This is a genomic window from Agrobacterium tumefaciens (assembly GCA_025559845.1).
GTDB lineage: Bacteria > Pseudomonadota > Alphaproteobacteria > Rhizobiales > Rhizobiaceae > Agrobacterium.
On sequence record CP048469.1, the window covers coordinates 1692612 to 1712303 of the forward strand.

Sequence of the window (19692 nt, forward strand, 5' to 3'; positions counted from 1 at the left end):
CTTTTGTCTTGAAAGGGTCTGGTATCAGCGTGCGACGAGGCAGCTTCCGCCGGCAGCGCGGTAGCGTTCGCACAACGCTACGGCTTCGTTCTTGTCACCGGCCGGGATGCGGACGCGGTAGAACGTGCCCTTGCCGGCAATTTCGGCTGCCTTGATGTCCACGCCGCGGCCGCCGATGACGGAACCGAACTTGGCGGACAGGCTCTGGTAGGACTTCTGCGCTTCAGCCTGGCTCGGCAAGGAGGCAACCTGGACGTAATAACCACCGGAAGACGCCGTGTTCGTGACAGCCGGGGTCGCCGCAGCCGTCTGCTGCGTGGCCTGCGGCTGCGCAGGCGTTGCCGGCGTCGTCGGGCGAACATTGCCCTGATTGGTCACGGTCGCAACCACGTTGGCAGGCTGAGCGGACGGACGAGCCGCCGGAACAGGAGCGCCATTCTGGTTGGCAGCCGGAGCCGTCGTTGCAGCAGGCGTGTGCGGCTGCGCCGGTTCAGGCGTAACGGCAACACGCGATGCGGCGATCACGGCCGGAGCACCCTCACCCGCATTGTTGACCGGCGGCGCCGCCAGCTCAGCAACCTTGTCAGCCGCCGGCTGTGGTGCTGCCGGAGCATCGATTTCCTGCGCAACGAGCGTGCCGTCGGGCTTGACGATCATCGTGCGGACCTTGCGCGGCGAAACGCCTGGGGTTGCAGCCGTTTCCGTCTGTGCGGCCTTTTCCTGCGGAGACAGGAGGCGCGGATCTTCGGTTTCACCAACAGGCGTACCTGCAGCTTCCATTTCACCGTCGTTTTCGCCTTCCAGCGGAAGCTGCTCGGGGATCAGCGTACGCTGAACCACATCGACAGGCTCTTCGCTGCTGGAAATCAGCGACGGCTGCTTCGGATCTGCAGCACTGCCACCGGCAACGCGATCATAAACGGCCTTGTCCTGGTTCGGGACAACACGACCGCCCGGATTTTCCGGAACGACTTTGGTCGGATCGTTGTCGGCGGAAATGATGACCGGCGCACCGCCAGAGCCCGTGCTCGACGAACCGCCGAACATCAGAGCGTAGACACCACCACCGATCAGCACGAGGCCAACGGCTGCCGCAACCGGCATCAGCCAGCGGCGACCGGAACGTTCTTCTTCACCACGATAAGCTGCCTGATGGTCGGCATAACCATCGTCCTGCATCTGGTTACCGCGAGACACCGAGGCTTCCTGCATGGAGCGACGGAAGTCCTCTTCCAGTGCGCGCTCGAACTCGTCGACATCCTGCGGCGCCGGCGCGGCCGGACGTGCCTGCTGCGCGTTTCCGCGGGCTTCGGCATGTTTATGGCGATCAAGACCACCCGTCACTGCTGGCGCAAACAGGGCCGCGAGTTCAGTGTCGATGTCGAGGTCTTCTTCCTGACGGCGAACCGGCTTCGGTTCGAAAGCGGCAACCGGCAGTTCCGGAACATCCATCTCGGTGATGGTTTCCGGATGCTCCTCGGTTTCGCCGATCTGCGAAGGATCAAACGGCAGGCTTTCAAGCGAGGCGGGCTCAGCCACTTGCGGTGCCGGTGCTGCGGCAACAGGGGCTGCCGGACGCGGAGCCGGTGCTACGGCAACGGGCGCAGGCGCCGCAACAACAGGAGCCGGGGCAGCAACGCGGCTTGCAGCAGCAACAACAGGTGCGGCAGCAACCGTGACAGTGGCAGGACGCTGTGCCGGCGGCGTGGCGACCCGAACAGGGATCGGCGGCGCGACAGGCGCAGGCTTCGGCTGCGCAGCAACGACTGGTGCCGGTGCGACTGCGACAGGCTGCGGCTCAGAGACAACATCGATAGAAGCGATTTCCGACAGGTCGAGATCCAGATCGAGATCATCGAGGGCCAGTTCGAAATCGTCGTCGTTGAAACCGTCAAAATCGGCCATGACAGGCGCTTCGACAGGCTTCGGAGCAACCGCTTCAACAACCGGTTCCTTGCGAACGGGAGCGGCAGCAACAGGCTCCTGCGCGGCGGGAGCTTCCGGCGCGCGGGTCGGAATGGAATATTTGGCGACGTCGTAGATCAACTCGTCCATTGGCGAAAGCTGGTCTGAGGAAGGCGTGGCCGCAACCTCGGCGACAGGCGCGAAGGTAGCTGCAGCATCCTGTGCCTGAACTGCAACCGGTGTCGGCTCAACACGGCGCGGTTCGGCAGCCGGCACATCCCGACGGGCGCCGAAATTGGCAAGCGGCAGACGAAGGCCGGAGAACTCCAGCGACGAACGGCCAACCTGCGACGGGGCGCGGACGGAAGGAGCGACATGCGGCTGAACGGGCGCTGGCGTCACCGGCGCTTCTGCAGCAACCGCCTGCTCGACCTCGTCGGCGAGATCGAACGTCGGAGCCTGTGCGACCTCGGCATGCGCATAGGGCTGTGCGCTCGAGGAAATATCGGCAGGCAGCGCAGGCATTTCATGCCATTCGGCCTGCTGCGGCTCGAAGGATGGCTCCGGCTGCCACGCGGCCTGCTCGTAAACCGGCTCTTCGTAAGCTACCGGCTGTGGCTCGCGAGGCTGGACGTCGAACACTTCGGCGACAGCGCCTGCATCATCACGGAAATCATTGCGGATATCGAAGGCGTGTGCGCCCTCATCCTGCTGCGCATAGGCGAACTCCGCGCCGGGAAGCGGCTCTTCCCTGACCTGCGGCTCTTCGACCGGCGCAAATTCCGGCTCGCGCCGTGCGAAAACGGATTCGACGCGCTGCATGAAATCACCGGCATGAATGCCGCCGCGCACGTCGTTTGCCGGATCGAGAACGACCGGATCGGCGCTTGGCGCGTCATAGACCTCGAACTCGCGCAGAAGTTCGTCTTCAAGATTGAATTCGGGTTCGCGCCGGACATCGGGCGACGCAGCGGACTGCGTAGCCTGGGACGTCACATGCGCAGGACGATCCTCGAAGCCGACGATACGCGCCAGCTCTGCCAAAGGATCATTGTCAGCGAATTCCTCGGACCGGTTGCCCCGGTTATACGCGACATTTTTTTCGACCATTACGTGTTCCACCATCTACGCATTGCAGCTCTTGCCAGCGTATTGTGAGCAAATAATGGTGATATGTTATCGCATTTCGTCAGGTGCGTCCGCTCCCAAAAGAGCAAGTCCGGACTTCAAAACATTCGCGACAGCATTCACCAGCCCGAGTCTGGCAATGCTCAATTCTCGGTTTTTATCGTTAACAAAACGTAATTCCGGCTGGTCTTTACCTTTATTCCAGTGTCCGTGGAAGAAACTTGCCAGGTCATAAAGGTAAAATGCGAGGCGATGAGGCTCATGCGTCAGCGCTGCAGACTCGATCAGGCGCGGATATTCCGCAAGCTTAGCAACAAGCTGCAACTCGTTGATATCACTAATCAATGATGCAGAGGCAGCCAGCTCTTCCTGCGTCGGAGCAAGCCCCGGAAACGCTTCTTTCGCCTGCCGGAACACGGACATGCAACGCGCATGCGCGTACTGCACGTAAAAGACCGGATTATCCTTCGATTGTTCCGTTACTTTCGCAAAATCGAAGTCGAGCGGCTCGGAATTCTTCCGATAGAGCATCATGAATCGCACCGGATCACGGCCGACTTCATCCACAACATCGCGCAAGGTGACGAAATCGCCGGAGCGCTTCGACATCTTCACCGGCTCACCGTCGCGGAACAGCTTCACGAGCTGGCACAACAGAACAGTCAGTTTCGACTTGCCTTCGGAGACAGCTCTCGCCACCGCCTCGAGACGCTTGACGTAGCCGCCATGATCGGCGCCGAGCACGTAGATCATCTCGTTGAAGCCACGATCGTACTTGTTCTTGAAGTAGGCCACGTCAGCCGCGAAGTAGGTATAGGAGCCGTCAGACTTCATCAGCGCGCGGTCCATGTCGTCGCCGACCTCGGTAGAACGAAACAGCGTCTGTTCACGGTCTTCCCAATCGTCCGGCAACTCGCCCTTCGGCGGCGGCAGCGTGCCCTTGTAGACATGGCCCTTGAAAGTAAGATCGTTGATGGCCGACAGAATGGGGCCGCCGTTGCCCGCATGCAGCGTGCGCTCCGAGAAGAACACGTCATGCTTGACGTTGAGGGCCGCCAGATCCTCACGGATCATCACCATCATCGCATCGATCGCCTTGTCCTTGACGATCGGCATCCACTTTTCTTCCGGCATGGTGCGCAGCTTGATGCCGTACTCATCCGCCAGCGCCTGGCCGACCGGAACGAGATAATCGCCGGGATAAAGACCGGGCGGAATGACGCCGACATCCTCACCCAGCGCTTCGCGGTAACGCAGGAACACAGAACGCGCCAGAACATCGATCTGCGAGCCGGCGTCGTTGATGTAATATTCCTTGGTAACGTCATAACCGGCGAAGGACAGCAGGTTCGCCAGCGTGTCGCCAACAACGGCGCCACGGCAATGGCCGACATGCATCGGTCCAGTCGGGTTTGCCGACACGTATTCAACGTTGATCTTCTGACCGACACCAACCTTCGAGCGACCGAAATCGGTGCCCTCGGAGATCATGCCCGACAGCAGGCGCTGCCAGTAGCCAACGGACACCTTGAGGTTTATGAAGCCGGGACCAGCAACATTGACGCTGTCGACATCCGGGTCCTGCTGCAGCGCAGGCACGATCAGTTCCGCCAGCGCGCGTGGATTGGTGCCAAGCGGCTTTGCCAGCACCATGGCGGCATTGGTCGCCACATCACCGTGGCTCGCATCACGCGGCGCTTCGACCGTGACTCGTCCAAAATCGATATTTTCGCGGTTCTGTTTCACGAGATCGACTGTCTCGAGCGCGTTTTTGATCCTGGTATCGAAATCGGCAAAAATATTCATCGTTCCAACCTGCGCGAAGCGTTTTCTGTTCTGATATCCGGCAATATGTCACCGGTCGGGGGTTCGCGATCGCCCGCTGCCCTATCGTAAATCCGGTGTATGGTCAAACAGCCGCTGGTGGGTGCGCAGTGCATAACTGTCGGTCATCCCTGCCAAATAGTCGCCGACGTGGCGGGCCTTGGCCGCAACACTCATGCCGGAAATGCTGTCCACCCAGTAGTGGCTCTGCATTTCGGCAGGTGTTTCCATATAACGGTGGAAAAGATCGGTGACGATCTGTGTTGCGCCTGCGCGGATGCGCATGATTTCCGGATGCCGGTAGATATGACCGAACAGCAGCTTCTTGATCTGCTTGTCGGTTTCAGCCATCGCTGGCGAGAAGGTTGCGACCGTCAGATCGGCAGCGCGAATATCGGCGGCGCTCTTCGGCTTCAGCCTGGCAAGATTATGCTGCGCAACGCCGATGACATCTTCCACCATGCGGGTGATTTGCCGGCGCATGATTTCATGGGCAAAACGGTCGTCATCCAGCTTCGGGTATTTCTCCCGAACCTCGGCCATCAGGCCGCTGAGGAAAGGCACCTCCTCCAGCATTTCGAAGGTCAGATAACCGGCCCGCAGACCATCATCGATGTCGTGCGTGTTGTAGGCGATGTCATCGGCAATGGCCGCGACCTGCGCTTCAAGGCTTGCATAGGTGCCGATCTCGAGATCCTGTAGCTGGCAATATTCGAGGATCGGCAGAGGCACCGGCCCATGCGTGCCCTCGCCCCTGGCGTCGAGCAGCGGTCCATTATGCTTGACCAGACCTTCCAGCGTTTCCCAGGTGAGATTGATCCCGTCATATTCGGCGTAGCGGCGCTCGAGCTTGGTGACGATGCGCAGCGACTGGGCGTTATGATCGAACCCGCCATAGGGCTTCAGCACTTCATCCAGAGCATCCTCACCGGTATGACCGAAAGGCGTGTGGCCAAAATCGTGAACGAGTGCCACGCCCTCGGCCAGATCCTCATCCAGTTTCAGTGCACGCGCCAGCGCACGCGCAATCTGCGCCACCTCGATGGTGTGGGTCAGACGTGTGCGGTAATGGTCGCCATCCGGACTGATGAACACCTGCGTCTTGTGCTTGAGCCGGCGAAACGCCGTGGTATGAACGATACGATCGCGGTCGCGCTGGAATTCGGATCGCGTCAGACTGGATGGTTCTGGGAACAGACGCCCACGCGTCGTCCATGGATCGGCGGCGAAAACCGCACGCTCTCCGCTTCCAAACCCCAGTGCACGCTGATCGATTATCATGCCTTGTCCTGCCATATGGCCATTGACCTTTTCATCTACCCTTCATACCTATCGCGAAGGTTGCCGCAAAGCACGTTCGCTGCGTGGTAACGCTATAGACGGCCAATTTGACTGGTTTATAATCGGTCTTGCACAGAACTTTACTCGCCGGTTCTTGACCCCGGTTGGAGAAAACACATGACGACTGACATCACACTATCGGAATCCGCCGCAAAACGAATCGCCCAGATCGTCTCTGCCGAGGCTGGAAAACAGGCTCTTCGCGTCTCTGTCGAAGGTGGCGGCTGTTCCGGCTTTTCCTACAAGTTCGACCTCGACGGCGAACCGACCGACGACGATATCGTCATCGCCCGCGGCGACGCCAAGGTGCTGATCGACAGCATGTCCGTGGTCTATATGGCGGGCTCGGAAATCGACTTCGTCGACAATCTGCTTGGCCAGTCGTTCCAGATCAAGAACCCGAACGCCGTCGCAAGCTGCGGCTGCGGCACCAGCTTCTCGATCTGACCCTTCTTTCCACCGCTACCACGCCCTCGCCGGGGGGAAAACGGTGGCAATCACTGCCGCATCGGGTAAAAGGATTCCTGTAAAAAGGAATTACCGATGAAGATTGCCACCTGGAACATCAATGGCGTTAAGGCGCGTATCGAAAACCTTTGCCAGTGGCTGAAGGATTCCGCGCCCGATATCGTTTGCCTCCAGGAAATCAAATCGGTCGACGAAGGTTTCCCGCGCCTTGAGATTGAGGCGCTGGGTTATCATGTCGAGACCCACGGCCAGAAAGGCTTCAACGGCGTCGCTCTGCTCTCCAAGGTGAAACCCGACGAGGTCAATCGCGGCCTGCCGGGAGACGACGCCGACGAACAGGCCCGCTTCATCGAGGGTGTATTCTCGGTCGAAGGCGGCGTGATCCGTGTCTGCTCGCTTTATCTGCCGAACGGCAACCCGCCGGACGATCCGGTCAAATACCCCTACAAGCTGGCATGGATGGAGCGTCTTCGTCGTTTCGCCGAAGATCGTCTTGCACTGGAAGAGCCGCTCATTCTGGCCGGCGACTACAACGTCATCCCCGAACCGTTCGACTGCCATGACCCGCGCGTTTGGGAAGGCGATGCACTGTTTCTGCCGCAGACCCGCACCGCGTTCCGCAAGCTGGAGCATCTGGGCCTCACCGACGCAGCACGCGCGACCACCGATGCAGCGGGTCTTTATACCTTCTGGGATTATCAGGCTGGCGCCTGGCCGAAGAACAACGGCATTCGCATCGATCATCTGATGCTTTCGGCGGAAGCGTCCGACCGGCTGCAATCGGTCATGATCGAAAAACACGTTCGCGCCTGGGAAAAACCTTCAGACCACGTGCCCGTCTGCGGTTACTTCGATTTTTCGCCGGTCAACTGACGCATAAGCGCTCGGACAGACATGTTCGAGCGCAACGAACCGGCATGTTCAGGACGTCATGAAGTCCGAACGGATCAGTCCAGATCCTCGCCACGCATGCTCTGTGCAAGCGAAATGGCGGCGCGGCGATCGTTCTCGGTGGCAAGCGAGAAGGCCTGCTCCTGAATGTTCTGAATCCAGGTGCAATCGGCTGCCGCGCACTTGTCCAGTGCCGCCGTCATGAACGCCAGTCCACGCGTCGTCTGGCCTTCCTGGAACAGGAGATTGCCGAAGATCGACATCGCGCCCGCATGGCCGTGTCGACGCGCCTGGTTGAGCCACTTCTTCGCCTGTTGCACATCAGCGCGACCGCCCTCGCCGGCTAGGATCATCTCCGCCAGCTTGAACTGTGCTTCCGCAACACCAAAGGTGGAGGCCACCTGGAAATAAAGTTGACGCGCCTGCGACATGTCCATCTTCACCGGGCTGCCGGGAATGCCGTGGCGGTAATAATTGGCGAGAGACAGGAGAGCGTTGACGAAAAAGCCGGTATCTTCCGAGCCAGGTTCGACACCCTGGTTGGCAATTTCGCTGTAGATCTTGAAAGCTTCGAAGTCGTTCTGGGCGACGCCATCGCCATAGGCATACATGTTGGCCAGCGCCCAACGGGAACCGGTGTGACCTTTTTCCGCAGCGTAACGGTAGGCCTCGACAGCCTCATCCTTGTTGCCGTTCTTGTAGGCCTTGAAGCCAAACTTGAACAGATCAAAGGGGCCGGATTCCTTGGTTACGCCTGCATTGATATCAAAAGCCGCAGCAGGCATTGCGAGCGACGCAAGCAACATGCCCAGGAAGAGCGGCTTTATAACGTTGGCTTCACATTTCAGCATTTCAGCGAACTTCTCTCACTCTACCCGGCGTATAGCCAATACTTGCGGAATACTGCAAAGCCAAACTCCGCCGGGTCGCGATTTTTCGAATACACTGCGTCTTTCCGGCAGCACTTTCCAGCGCACCACCGATGGTCTGTTGCGGTAATTGCTCAAGTTTTTCAGTGAGACAGATATAGACATAATTTCCGGCAATATCGCGGCGCCCCACCGCTCTTTTGCCAGGTCCAAACAAGTGCGGGGAGCACAATTCCCTCGTTACTTGCTTAAACCCTGAATCCAAATCCGTTTTCACTTTCCGCAATTCCACAGGACCATAAAAAACGCCTGCATATTCTTCCATTCCCGCGTCCGTAAACAAAGCCAAGCACCTTGTTTGTGGCGGGAAATGGACAAATCTGCCCACATTCCAACGCGACTAGAAGCTTGCAGAAAAGTGTTGCGAAATCGTCACAAAACAGACAGGCCCAAAAATTTTGTCTGTCAGGAATCACAGTCACATAAGAAAAAAGGCCCGGTTGGTAAACCGGACCTTTTCAAAACGTCACCCTAGGCAGATCGCCTCAGAACTTGACCTTCACACCGGTCGAGATCGCAGCGACAACATCGTTGCCGAAGTCATAGCCAGCTTCATTGCCGCAAACGGAACCAATCCCGCAAGGCGCTCCACTGATAGATGAGCTTCCCGAAGTCAGGAGGCCAACTGCACCCGCAATTTTGAACTCTATATTCTTATTTGGCGAGTAGACCACTTGCGTACCAATCATCCAAGTGTCGGTCTGCGTGCCGATAACCGTCGACGTCCCACGGTCCCAGGTCAGGCTAACGGCACCGCTCCACTGATCATTGAACTTGTGACCGATACCACCAGAGATTGTCCAGCCGTCTTGATAGAACAAATCGAGGGTATTGAGGGCGTTTCTGCCAGGCACACACGGAGAAGAACCCACAGGGCAGAATGGCACAACCTGGATCTGACTCCAGTCAGTCCATTTCACCGAACCGAAAGCCAGCCAATCGGGAGCGATACCTGACTGAACCTTGAGTTCAAGACTGTCCGGCATTGAGACCGACCCGTAAACCGGAACTACACGACCGCCCAACGCTCTAATTTCAGCAGGCAGCACCGCTCCCGGTACGTTAACCAAGTCCACCGTTCCAGACAGGTCATGATCAACAGCGCTGTTATAAACAAGGCTGGTCCGGAAAGCGATTTCAGGAATTTCATAAGCAACGCCTGCGCGCCAGCCCCAGCCGTCACCCTCCATTTCCAGCTTGCCGACACCTGTTCCCGGCAGTCCGAAACCACGCAACACATCGGGCGAAACAACCTGACGGTACTTGTAGCCGCTAAGCTCCTGATAGAAACCGCCACCGATGATCGAGAAGTCACCCTTGCCGAGATCGAACTTCACGCGGCAGGTCGTGGCATAGTTATGCGACTTGACCTTGGTTTCGATGTTGTAGCTCGAGCCCTGCCAGATGCCAGGCTTCAGATGTGCACCCCAAGGCTGCGAATAATCGAACATGCAGTCGCCGAAATCGCCAATGGCTGCCTTGGCGCCAACGCGGGTTGACCAGTAATTCTCGGAATCGTCCGCACTCGTGGACCAGGAAGATGGCAGTGGGCCACTTCGTGCAGGATTGTCCCGTGCGTTCTTCACTTCGCGCTGAGGCGCAACGAAGGTTGCAGAGCTATCCAGAACATAGTCGGACGGATCGAACAGCAGGTCGATATTGTAGCCGCCGCGCTCAAGGCCGCCAGCCAGCGAAGGCGTTACCGCTGCGATGCTGACCGCAAAACATACCGCGCCGCGAAAAATTGCAGTTTTTGCCATCTCTCTCCCCAATCAAGGCAATGTGATCGTCAACAGACTGAAGTGGTTCGCGGGAAATGACAATCTGCCGCGAGTTGGCGCAGTTCTGCGACAATGTCCCATTTTTTTACGTAAGATTTTCATGTTCGCCCTCTCGCCTAATCATTTTAGGCTATTTTTCTAACCCCACAGCAAAAACCAGACATAAAACGAAACAAATTCCCACTCCGGATGGGAAATGTCGCCGAATGACAACACTGAAAACTTTCCAAAAGAAAGTCCGTTATCAGGCCGTTTTCATTGGATATTTCGCTGTTTTCGTCCCCTTCGCCCCGTGTCGACGGCAACGAAACATTTCACTTTGCGATCATGGACGATTCGTCGCTGCAACGCAGCAAAGGCCGGAAAAGAAACTTTGCAAAACACAAAAAAGCGCCCCTTTTTCAAGGAGCGCTTTTTTATTGCCACAGTAGTCGGAGGCCGGTTTATCCGGCTTCGCTGACCCGCTGCAACGCGGTCTTGAGGCTGACAAGCTGAACATCCAGCTCCGCCTTGCGCTCGCGGTCTGCCGCCACGACTTCCGGGTCGGCATTGGCAACGAACTTCTCGTTGCCGAGCTTCTTGTCGATGCGTTCCATTTCGGCTTCGACCTTGCCAATCGCCTTTTCAAGACGTGCCTTCTCAGCTGAGAGATCGATCAGGTTGCCAAGCGGCAGGCAGATGGTCGCTTCGCCGATGATGATCTGCGCTGACCCCTTCGGCGCAACATCCGCACCGCGGATTTCGTCCGCACGCGCAAGACGACGGATCGCGGCCGCATGGCGGTCAAGCCGTGCTTCCGTCGACGTGTTGGCACCGACGACGACAAGAGCTGCCGTTGCACCCGGCGGCACATTCATTTCAGCGCGAGCCGAACGGATGCCGGAAACGAGATCGATCAGCCAGTTGATTTCTGCAGCCGCCGCATCGTCGCGGAACTCCGGCGTCGGCCAGTCGGTGTGGCAAAGAAGATCGGTACGCTCTTCACCCTCGCCTGCCGTATGCGCCCACAGCTCTTCCGTCATGAACGGCATGAAGGGATGCAGAAGCTTGTAGATTTCTTCCAGAACGTAGGCAGCGCATGCCTGCGATTCCTTCTTTGCGGCTTCGTCTTCGCCGCTGAACACCGGCTTCAGCAGTTCCAGATACCAGTCGCAGAACTGGTTCCAGACGAAGCGGTAGATCGTTCCTGCCGCATCGTTGAAGCGGAAGTTCTCGATCGCACCTGTCAGATCCCTGGTGGTGTTGGCGAGCTCGGTCAGAATCCAGCGGTTGATCGTCAGCGAAGCGGTTTCCGGCAGGAAATGCGGATCGCGCTTCACGCCGTTCATTTCGGCAAAGCGGGTCGCGTTCCACAGCTTCGTACCGAAGTTGCGATAACCGGCGATACGCGCCGGGTCGAGCTTCACGTCGCGTCCCTGCGCCGCCATGATGGCAAGCGTGAAGCGCAACGCATCCGCACCGTATTCGTCGATCAGGTCGAGCGGATCGATGACATTGCCCTTGGATTTCGACATCTTCTGGCCGTTCTTGTCGCGGACCAGAGCGTGAATATAGACCGTGCTGAACGGCTCCACCGGATTGCCGGCATCATCCTTCATGAAGTGCAGACCCATCTGCATCATGCGAACGACCCAGAACGGAATGATATCGAAACCGGTCACAAGCACGTTGGTCGGATAATAGCGCGCCAGTTCCGGCGTCTTTTCCGGCCAGCCGAGCGTCGAAAACGGCCAGAGTGCCGACGAGAACCAGGTGTCGAGAACGTCCTCGTCACGCGTCAGGATTTCGCCCGGCTTGAAGTTCTCGAGCTTTTCCTCGACCCATGCCTTCCACGGACCTTCGTGGGCGATGTAGTGCTGGATAGCCGCTTCCAAAGCCTCTTCTTCGGTCTTTTCAACGAAGACCTGACCATCCGGGCCGTACCAGGCCGGAATCTGGTGACCCCACCAGAGCTGACGCGAAATGCACCAGGGCTGAATGTTTTCCATCCACTGGAAGTAGGTGTTTTCCCAGTTCTTCGGAACGAAATTGGTGCGGCCTTCGCGAACCGAAGCAATCGCCGGCTTGGCCAGCGTCTTGTTGTCGACCCACCACTGGTCGGTCAAACGCGGCTCGATCGGCACACCACCACGGTCGCCATGCGGAACCACATGCTTGTGCGGCTCGATCTTGTCGAGAAGACCGGCTTCTTCGAAGATTTCAACGATGATCTTGCGGGCCGTGAAGCGGTCCTGCCCTTCCAGACGATCCCACGCGCCATGCAGGGCAGCCGGGTTGCTCAGTCCTTCGAGGAAGTCCTCATTGTCCTTGATCGAGATCGTCGCATCGATGTTCATGACGTTGATGGCGCGCAGACCGGCACGCTTGCCGACTTCGAAGTCGTTGAAATCATGCGCTGGCGTGATCTTGACGGCACCGGTTCCGGCAGCCGGATCGGCATAGCTGTCGGCGACGATCGGGATCTTGCGACCGACGATCGGCAGAATGACGTGCTTGCCGACGATGCTCTTGTAACGCTCGTCATCGGGGTTGACCGCAATACCGGTGTCACCGAGCATGGTTTCAGGGCGCGTCGTCGCAACAACGATGTAATCGCGGGTTTCGAACTCGGTGGGGTTGCCCTCTTCGTCGAAAGCAATCGGATACTGGTAGGTAACGCCCTTTTCCAGCGGGTAGCGGAAATGCCAGAGGTTCCCCTTCACGTCCAGCTGCTCCACTTCCATGTCGGAAATGGCGGTCAGAAGCTTCGGGTCCCAGTTCACAAGGCGCTTGTCCTTGTAGATCAGGCCATCCTTGTAAAGCGATACGAAAACTTCGAGAACGGCTTCGGAAAGCCCCTCGTCCATGGTGAAGCGTTCACGCGACCAGTCGCAGGACGCGCCAAGGCGCTTCAACTGGTTGAAGATCAACCCGCCGGACTCGGCCTTCCATTCCCAGACCTTTTCGACGAAAGCCTCGCGGCCCATGTCGCGACGGCCCGGCAACTGCTGTTCCATCAGCTTGCGCTCGACAACCATCTGCGTGGCAATACCGGCATGGTCCATGCCTGGCTGCCACAACACGTCCTTGCCGCGCATGCGCTCGAAACGGATCATGATGTCCTGCAGCGTGTTGTTGAGCGCGTGGCCCATGTGCAGGGAGCCCGTCACGTTCGGCGGCGGGATCACGATGGTGAAGGTTTCCGCGCCCGGCTTGGCGTTGGCGCCGGCACGGAAGGCATTAGCCTCGTCCCAGGCTGCGGCGATCTTCGGTTCGACGGATGCGGAATCGTAGGTCTTTTCGAGCATTTCCTGACCTGAATTTTAGAGTTCTATGTTGATTTTTTAAATAAGGATGGCCGGTTGAGAGTCAACAGAAACCGGACATTTCGACGGCAAAGGTTATCAAACAAAAAAGCCGCCCCCGGAACGGAGCGGCCTTTGTACCTAACCTTATCCGTTGATCAGCGGCGCGAACCGCGCGCCACGCGCTCGATTTCCTCGCGCACGAGACGTTCCACCAGCGTCGGAAGATTGTCTTCCAGCCAGTCCTGCAGCATCGGCCGCAGCATTTCCTGCGCCATATCTTCAAGCGAACGGCGCTCCACGCCGTCAAAAACCTCGGCAAGTTCACCAAAGGAACGGGCAATCTGCTCGCCAGCGGCGGCGGAAATCAGGCTGTTGAGCGAGGACATGCCCTCGGCCTGCGGCTCCTCCGGCTGCTGGATGGGCTCGATCTGAGCTTCAAACTGCGGTGCTTCCTCGATTTCCGGCAAAACCAGAGACGGCGCTTCGAAACGTTCTTCCACAACAGGCGTCTCGATAGCACCACGCAGGGCGACATTTTCGAAACGCGGTTCGGCGACTGCAATATTTTCGATAGCGGCAGCGGCAGCGCGATCCTCGACCGCGCCGAAGGTCGGCTGCTCGCGGCTTTCCTGCTGTGCGGCAACCATCAAAGGACGGACATCGGTCGGACGCTGCGCGACCGGACGCTCGATCGGAGCGGGTGCGACCGGGCTTGCTGCCTGCGCCAGTTCTTCTGCACGACGCTGCTGCGCCTGCGCGGCGAATGCCTGCGGTCCCATGGCCGCATTGCGATCGGCAGCAGCTCTGACGCGTGCGGCCACATCGGCAAGCGACATGGTCTTTTCGCCGGCACTCTCCTGCTGTTCGGACATTGAGGCAAAATCCTGTGCGGGGCGCTGGCCGTAGGCCTGGTTGGCCGCAGGTGGAACACGTGTCGGAAGGCTGGACGTATCGGCCGCGAAGGATGTTTCCGCAACAATATCGTCTTCATCGTCATAGACCGGCGGCAACTGCCCCGAGAACGCACCGGCAGGACCAGGCTCGTTACTTTCGATGATCCGGCGGATCGACGCCAGGATTTCTTCCATGGACGGTTCACGCGCTACGCTTGGCTGAGCCATTTCTATCCCCGAGTTCCACTTAAAGGCCATGCGGGGCGGCAAAACACACACACGCCCCGAATCACCCCTAGTTTAGGCCAGCCGACTCAGGAACTAAATCGCCGATTGAGCGACTTTCGCAGCGGTACACAGCTTTGTTACGCCAACAAAAAAGCCGGAATGGAAGAACCATTCCGGCTTTCATAAAAAAACATGTGGTTTTCGTCAGAAAACGAAATCCTTGGCCTTGGCAAAGCCCGGAACCGGCTTGATCGACGCGTTGAACAGCGTGACCGAGGACGTGCCGTTGCCGTCACGGCGGTAAACGGTTGCCTTGGCAGCATTGCCGTAGCCAACGACGACGACCAGTCGTCCTCCGTCGCGAAGCTGACCGAGCAGTCCAGCCGGCACGTCTTCAACAGAGCCGTTGATGAAGATCAGATCGTAAGGCGCTTCGCCCGCATAACCCTTTTCAAGATCGCCGGTCACAACGGCAACATTGTCGTAGCCAAGCGAAGCGAGGGTTTCGGTTGCTTCAGCAGCAAGCTGCTCGTCGCTTTCCAGCGAAACGACCGAACCTGCAAGCTGCGACAGGATGGCGGCCGCATAACCGGAACCGCCGCCGATTTCCAGAACCACGTCGTCCTTCGTCACGGCAGCAAGCTGAAGAAGCTTTGCAAGCGGCGAGGCCTTCATGACGTAACGCGCAGGACGACCGTCCTTTGCGGGACAGACCTGCAGATCCTCGTCCACATAGGCAATCTGCTTGACGCCAGCCGGCACGAAAGCTTCGCGCGGAACGTTCGCAAACGCCGTGAGCACGGAATGCGACGTCACGTCGGTCGTACGCAACTGGCTGTCGACCATCTTCGCGCGCGCGGTTTCGAAATCCATCATATCGTTATCGCCTCAATTTCACGGATGCTGGGCAAAAACGCCACGGCTCCAAAGCTCTCAAGCGGCACAGGGCTCCCCCTCGCCTTTCGATAATCTCATAATTGCCCGCGCCCGCGCTTTCAAGCACGCGATGAGGGCTTATCGCCAAAAAGCGGCATTTATCTTTTGCTGCTGCAAAGGCTTTGGTTTGCAGAGCTTCACCACGAACGCGACGAACAAAAACCCGCACATTCGAAATTAAGCCTCTTGCACCCAAAATGGATTCGTTCTAAATGCCCGCCATCGCTTGAAACGACGAGCGGTTGAGGCCTCGTGGCGGAGTGGTGACGCAGAGGACTGCAAATCCTTGTACCCCGGTTCAATTCCGGGCGAGGCCTCCAAACAACTTTAAATCCACTCCATAAATATAATTTCAAAAAAGTTGCCCTCTATGAGGCATCGTGGATTTTCCGCGCTCTAAGCGCTTTCGTCTTCTCCAAAAACAAAACTATCGCCGGCCCCGGCAAGGACCAGCGATAGAAGCGCGTCAGCGACCCGTTATTTGTTCAGCGGATCAAACTCGGCCCAGGAGCACGAGGATCAGCACGATCACCAGAACCAGACCAAGGCCGCCCGAGGGGCCGTAGCCGTAATTGTGGTATCCCCAGCTCGGCAGCGCGCCGATGAGGAAAAGAATAAGAAGAATGACGAGGATTGTGCCGAGCATTTGGACCCTCCTGGAGTTGCATTTGTCCTGCGGATTCAAATGGTCGAGCGCGATAAAGGTTCCGCAGGGCAATGCTGATTCTGCAAGGTAATTTCTCGGCCTATATGTGGGATGCCTGCATGGTACATACTCAAATCAAGTCGCCCGTCCCCTGAAACTGGCGGGAGGCGAAGAGACCCGGTAACACTGGCAGTGCGCCGGGTCTCTTTTAATCCACCGGCCCTTTTTCGGGCCTCGCATCTGTCACACCGGCGTTTTGTATCACTGTAAACGGCACCGGCCAGAGCGCGTCTTGACCACCCCTTCTCCCGCGGATTGGAAAATCCGGACGGAGAAAAAACGAGAATTCCATGTCCGGTTTCGCGAACCTCATTCCGCTCTTCATCTGCGCGCTGTTCATCTATGTTTTCTTCCGCTGGGTCGCAAAAGACATCCAGACTCCGAAAAAGAAATAGCCGTCCTGCGGCGTTATCCTCGTTGACAAACCAGTGCCTGCGCTGGACACCGGGCATCGGGAACCTGTTTGCCCGCACGGCGTTCTCCACGACGCACTTCGGAGGATATGATGAACAAGATCGCGCCTTATGCCGCAATCGTACTGAGCCTTGGGCTGACAGGCTGCACCGTCGCAGCGCCGGCCTATGAAGTGGAGCCGATTCCCGGCAGCATCATCTATAATGGGCAACCGCGCACCAAGTTGACGAAGTCGCCAATCGGTAGCACGTTCAGCCATGAGTTCCGGATCGACAGCAGCACGAAGGCGATCGAGACCTATCGCATAGCGCCGGATCGCTCGCTGCAACTCATCAATCGCCGCATCGTGCGCGACTGGCCGATGTTTGGACGCGACGACTAAAGGCTGCAGGTTGCGTGCGACATCGTGAGGCGCGGAACGGGATTGCGCATCCCGGCCGCTTGGGTTAGAGCCCGACACAAGATTTTGACATGGATGAGCGATGAACACGCGCTGGCAAAAACCCGTCCTGATCGCGTTTGAAACGCCGGGCGAGTACACGACCATTGACACCACACAGGCAGCCTCCTGGGCGCTGATCGAGGACTGGCCTGTAGAAGACGGCGACGCGCTGGACAAAGCGCTGCTGGTCTGCGCCGCCGTCGATGCGGGTAAAAAGAAACCCGAAGATGCAAGAAAAGCCTTTGTCGCCGCAGCGATCGAAGCTGGACTGGACTTCAAGGCGTAATAAGCAGCCACTTTACGGCTGTATTGCACAGCGAAAACAGGATTTCCCACATATGAAAAAAGCCCTGTTCATTACCCTTCTCTCCTGCCTCGTCATCGGTATCGTCGGCCACCTCGTCGTCGCTTTCGTGATCTCCGGTTGACGACCTGAATAACGCTGTCTGTTCCTGACGGAAATTTTGCATTCCCGAACGGAACCACAACACGCATTTCTCGTTCATTCTCCACGCGATGCAAGGAGGAAGAGAAATGCGAGACGGATTGAATGGTGTTCTGGAAATCTCATTGATTGGCGTGGTTATTGCCAGCTGCCTGATGATGGTCAGCCTGCCGATCTGACGGCCCCTCACCTCATCCGTTATCCAGTCTCGGACCGGTAAACCCGGTAGAAAAAATGCGGCCTTTCGGGCCGCATTTTCTTTTCTGGAAGGAGGCTTGGATCAGGCCGAAACCTTGGCGGCGATTTTCGCCACATGTGCACCCTGAAAACGGGCGCCTTCCAGTTCGATCTCGGAAGGCTGGCGCGAACCGTCACCATCGGTAATGGTCGACGCGCCGTAAGGCGAACCACCCTTGATTTCGTCAACACCCATCTGTCCCTGGAACGCATAGGGAAGACCGGCAACGACCATGCCATGGTGCAGGAAGGTGGGCAGGAAACCGAGAATGGTGGATTCCTGACCGCCATGCTGGGTGGCAGACGACGTGAAAGCCGAGCCGACCTTGCCGACCAACTTGCCGGTGAACCACAGGCCACCGGTCTGATCCCAGAAATTGCGCATCTGCGACGCGACCGTGCCAAAGCGCGTGCCGGCACCAACGATGATTGCGTCATATTCCGCCAGTTCGTCCACGGTTGCCACAGGAGCAGCCTGGTCCAGCTTGAAATGCGAAGACTTGGCAACGGCTTCCGGAACCAGTTCCGGAACCCGCTTGACGACGGCTTCCGCACCGGTTGATTTCACGCCTTCCGCCACGGCATAAGCCATTTTTTCGATATGGCCGTAGGACGAATAATAGAGCACCAGAACCTTGGTCATTCTCTTTGTTTCCTTTGCTGTGAGGGTTTCCGGCGTGCCGGCCAGGAACCGTTTCAAAAACTCGATAATCATAAGCGAATATCCCTGAAAGCAAGCTACGATCTCTCAAGGGAGCGCACCGCACTTCCAATCCTTGTTCGCCGCCTGCCGTTATCGCAAAACCGTGCAACAGTTTTGCACGTCTTGCCTGGAAAGCATGGAACGGAAGGTAGCCAAGAGCCCGGCCCTCGACCAGCCAGACTTCGACAAACGCACTGTTCACGATGATTGAACGAGAAACGCCAGCGTCAATCAATCCTATCCATAAGTTCAGCCAAAAGCGCTTTGCATTCCGACGGCAGAGCGCTAACGTCGGGCGAAACAGATGACGAGTACAACCATGTCCAGCCCCTCCTCCACCCAATCCGTCGTAACCGCAGCCATGCTCGCAATCGGCGACGAACTTCTCTCGGGACGCACCAAGGACAAAAACATCGGTCATCTCGCCGATGTGCTGACCATGTCCGGTATCGACCTCAAGGAAGTTCGTATCGTCGCCGATGAAGAGGCCTCGATCGTCGAGGCGCTCAATGCGCTGCGCGCACGTTACGACTATGTTTTTACCTCGGGTGGCATTGGGCCGACCCATGACGACATCACTGCCGATGCCGTCTCCGCAGCCTTTGGCCTGCCATGCGAACACGATGCGGAAGCGCTGCGCATCCTGGGCGACATGTACCGCGTTCGCGAAATGGAATTTACCGAGGCGCGCAAGCGCATGGCCCGCATGCCCAAAGGTGCGGCCCATATCGCCAATCCGGTCTCCGTTGCGCCCGGTTTCGTCATCGGCAACGTCTATGTAATGGCGGGTGTGCCGCAGGTATTTCAGGCCATGCTCGACAACGTGATGCCGACATTGCGCACGGGATCGAAGGTCATGTCGCAGGCGGTGCGCTCCCCCTATGGCGAGGGAGATATCGGCACGCCGCTGACAGCGATTCAGAAAGCACACCCCGAAACCAGCATCGGTTCCTACCCGAAATATGACGGCCAGCGTTTCTCGACGGAGATCGTTGTACGTGCCCGCGACCCCCAGGTTCTGAAGGCAGCGGCGGATGCCGTTTCGGAAATGATCGAAGCCATCGGTCGCGAGAAAAGGCTCGCTGCCAGCAAGGGCGATGCAACCGCCTGAACAGCAAAACGGTTTGACCAATA

Annotated in this window: 16 protein-coding genes and 1 tRNA gene; 6 read left to right on the plus strand and 11 right to left on the minus strand. The window is 58.0% G+C overall.

The window, feature by feature from the left end:
* Positions 1–24: 24 nt before the first annotated feature.
* From FY156_08565 to FY156_08575, 3 genes are all read right to left on the minus strand, one after another.
* A complete protein-coding gene (locus FY156_08565) occupies positions 25–3015 on the minus strand; it encodes an SPOR domain-containing protein (GenBank protein ID UXS01524.1) in 2991 nt (996 codons plus the stop codon).
* Positions 3016–3081: 66 nt separating this feature from the next.
* Complete coding sequence (locus tag FY156_08570) at positions 3082–4839, minus strand: arginine--tRNA ligase (protein UXS01525.1); 1758 nt, start codon at positions 4837–4839, stop codon at positions 3082–3084.
* A gap of 81 nt (positions 4840–4920) precedes the next feature.
* A complete protein-coding gene (locus FY156_08575; protein ID UXS01526.1) occupies positions 4921–6138 on the minus strand; it encodes a deoxyguanosinetriphosphate triphosphohydrolase in 1218 nt (405 codons plus the stop codon).
* 177 nt (positions 6139–6315) lie between these two features.
* Between FY156_08575 and erpA the strand changes: the two genes are divergently transcribed.
* Together erpA and xth are read left to right on the plus strand one after the other, a co-directional pair.
* Entirely contained in the window at positions 6316–6645 is a 330-nt protein-coding gene (gene erpA / locus FY156_08580) for an iron-sulfur cluster insertion protein ErpA (protein UXS01527.1), read from the plus strand.
* A gap of 96 nt (positions 6646–6741) precedes the next feature.
* Positions 6742–7539 carry an exodeoxyribonuclease III gene (xth, locus tag FY156_08585; protein ID UXS01528.1) on the plus strand — a complete coding sequence of 266 codons (798 nt, stop codon included), beginning with the start codon at positions 6742–6744 and terminating at the stop codon, positions 7537–7539.
* A 74-nt stretch (positions 7540–7613) separates the two neighbouring features.
* On the opposite strand, the gene FY156_08590 is transcribed toward xth, so the two are convergent.
* From FY156_08590 to FY156_08615, 6 genes are all read right to left on the minus strand, one after another.
* Entirely contained in the window at positions 7614–8408 is a 795-nt protein-coding gene (locus tag FY156_08590; GenBank protein UXS01529.1) for a sel1 repeat family protein, read from the minus strand.
* A gap of 1 nt (position 8409) precedes the next feature.
* Positions 8410–8619, minus strand: coding sequence for an ABC transporter permease (locus FY156_08595; GenBank protein ID UXS03086.1), 210 nt, complete (start codon positions 8617–8619; stop codon positions 8410–8412).
* A 352-nt stretch (positions 8620–8971) separates the two neighbouring features.
* Complete coding sequence (locus FY156_08600) at positions 8972–10246, minus strand: transporter (protein UXS01530.1); 1275 nt, start codon at positions 10244–10246, stop codon at positions 8972–8974.
* Positions 10247–10710: 464 nt separating this feature from the next.
* Positions 10711–13554: a valine--tRNA ligase gene (locus FY156_08605; GenBank protein UXS01531.1), complete on the minus strand. Its 2844-nt coding sequence runs from the start codon at positions 13552–13554 to the stop codon at positions 10711–10713.
* 155 nt (positions 13555–13709) lie between these two features.
* The gene (locus FY156_08610; protein UXS01532.1) at positions 13710–14675 is read right to left on the minus strand and encodes a DUF2497 domain-containing protein; all 966 of its coding nucleotides are present in this window, start codon (positions 14673–14675) and stop codon (positions 13710–13712) included.
* A 204-nt stretch (positions 14676–14879) separates the two neighbouring features.
* Entirely contained in the window at positions 14880–15551 is a 672-nt protein-coding gene (locus FY156_08615) for a protein-L-isoaspartate O-methyltransferase (GenBank protein ID UXS01533.1), read from the minus strand.
* Positions 15552–15857: 306 nt separating this feature from the next.
* Between FY156_08615 and FY156_08620 the strand changes: the two genes are divergently transcribed.
* Positions 15858–15931: transfer RNA gene (locus FY156_08620), tRNA-Cys, on the plus strand.
* 173 nt (positions 15932–16104) lie between these two features.
* Here FY156_08620 and FY156_08625 read toward each other — a convergent pair.
* Positions 16105–16257 carry a DUF3309 family protein gene (locus FY156_08625; GenBank protein ID UXS01534.1) on the minus strand — a complete coding sequence of 51 codons (153 nt, stop codon included), beginning with the start codon at positions 16255–16257 and terminating at the stop codon, positions 16105–16107.
* A 565-nt stretch (positions 16258–16822) separates the two neighbouring features.
* Here FY156_08625 and FY156_08630 point away from each other — a divergent pair.
* Together FY156_08630 and FY156_08635 are read left to right on the plus strand one after the other, a co-directional pair.
* Positions 16823–17113, plus strand: a complete 291-nt coding sequence (locus tag FY156_08630; protein UXS01535.1) for a hypothetical protein — start codon at positions 16823–16825, stop codon at positions 17111–17113.
* Between the two features lie 100 nt (positions 17114–17213).
* Complete coding sequence (locus FY156_08635) at positions 17214–17459, plus strand: DUF982 domain-containing protein (protein ID UXS01536.1); 246 nt, start codon at positions 17214–17216, stop codon at positions 17457–17459.
* A gap of 439 nt (positions 17460–17898) precedes the next feature.
* On the opposite strand, the gene wrbA is transcribed toward FY156_08635, so the two are convergent.
* The gene (gene wrbA, locus FY156_08640; protein UXS03087.1) at positions 17899–18498 is read right to left on the minus strand and encodes an NAD(P)H:quinone oxidoreductase type IV; all 600 of its coding nucleotides are present in this window, start codon (positions 18496–18498) and stop codon (positions 17899–17901) included.
* Positions 18499–18877: 379 nt separating this feature from the next.
* Here wrbA and FY156_08645 point away from each other — a divergent pair, with 379 nt between their 5' ends.
* Positions 18878–19669, plus strand: coding sequence for a competence/damage-inducible protein A (locus FY156_08645; GenBank protein UXS03088.1), 792 nt, complete (start codon positions 18878–18880; stop codon positions 19667–19669).
* Positions 19670–19692: the final 23 nt, after the last annotated feature.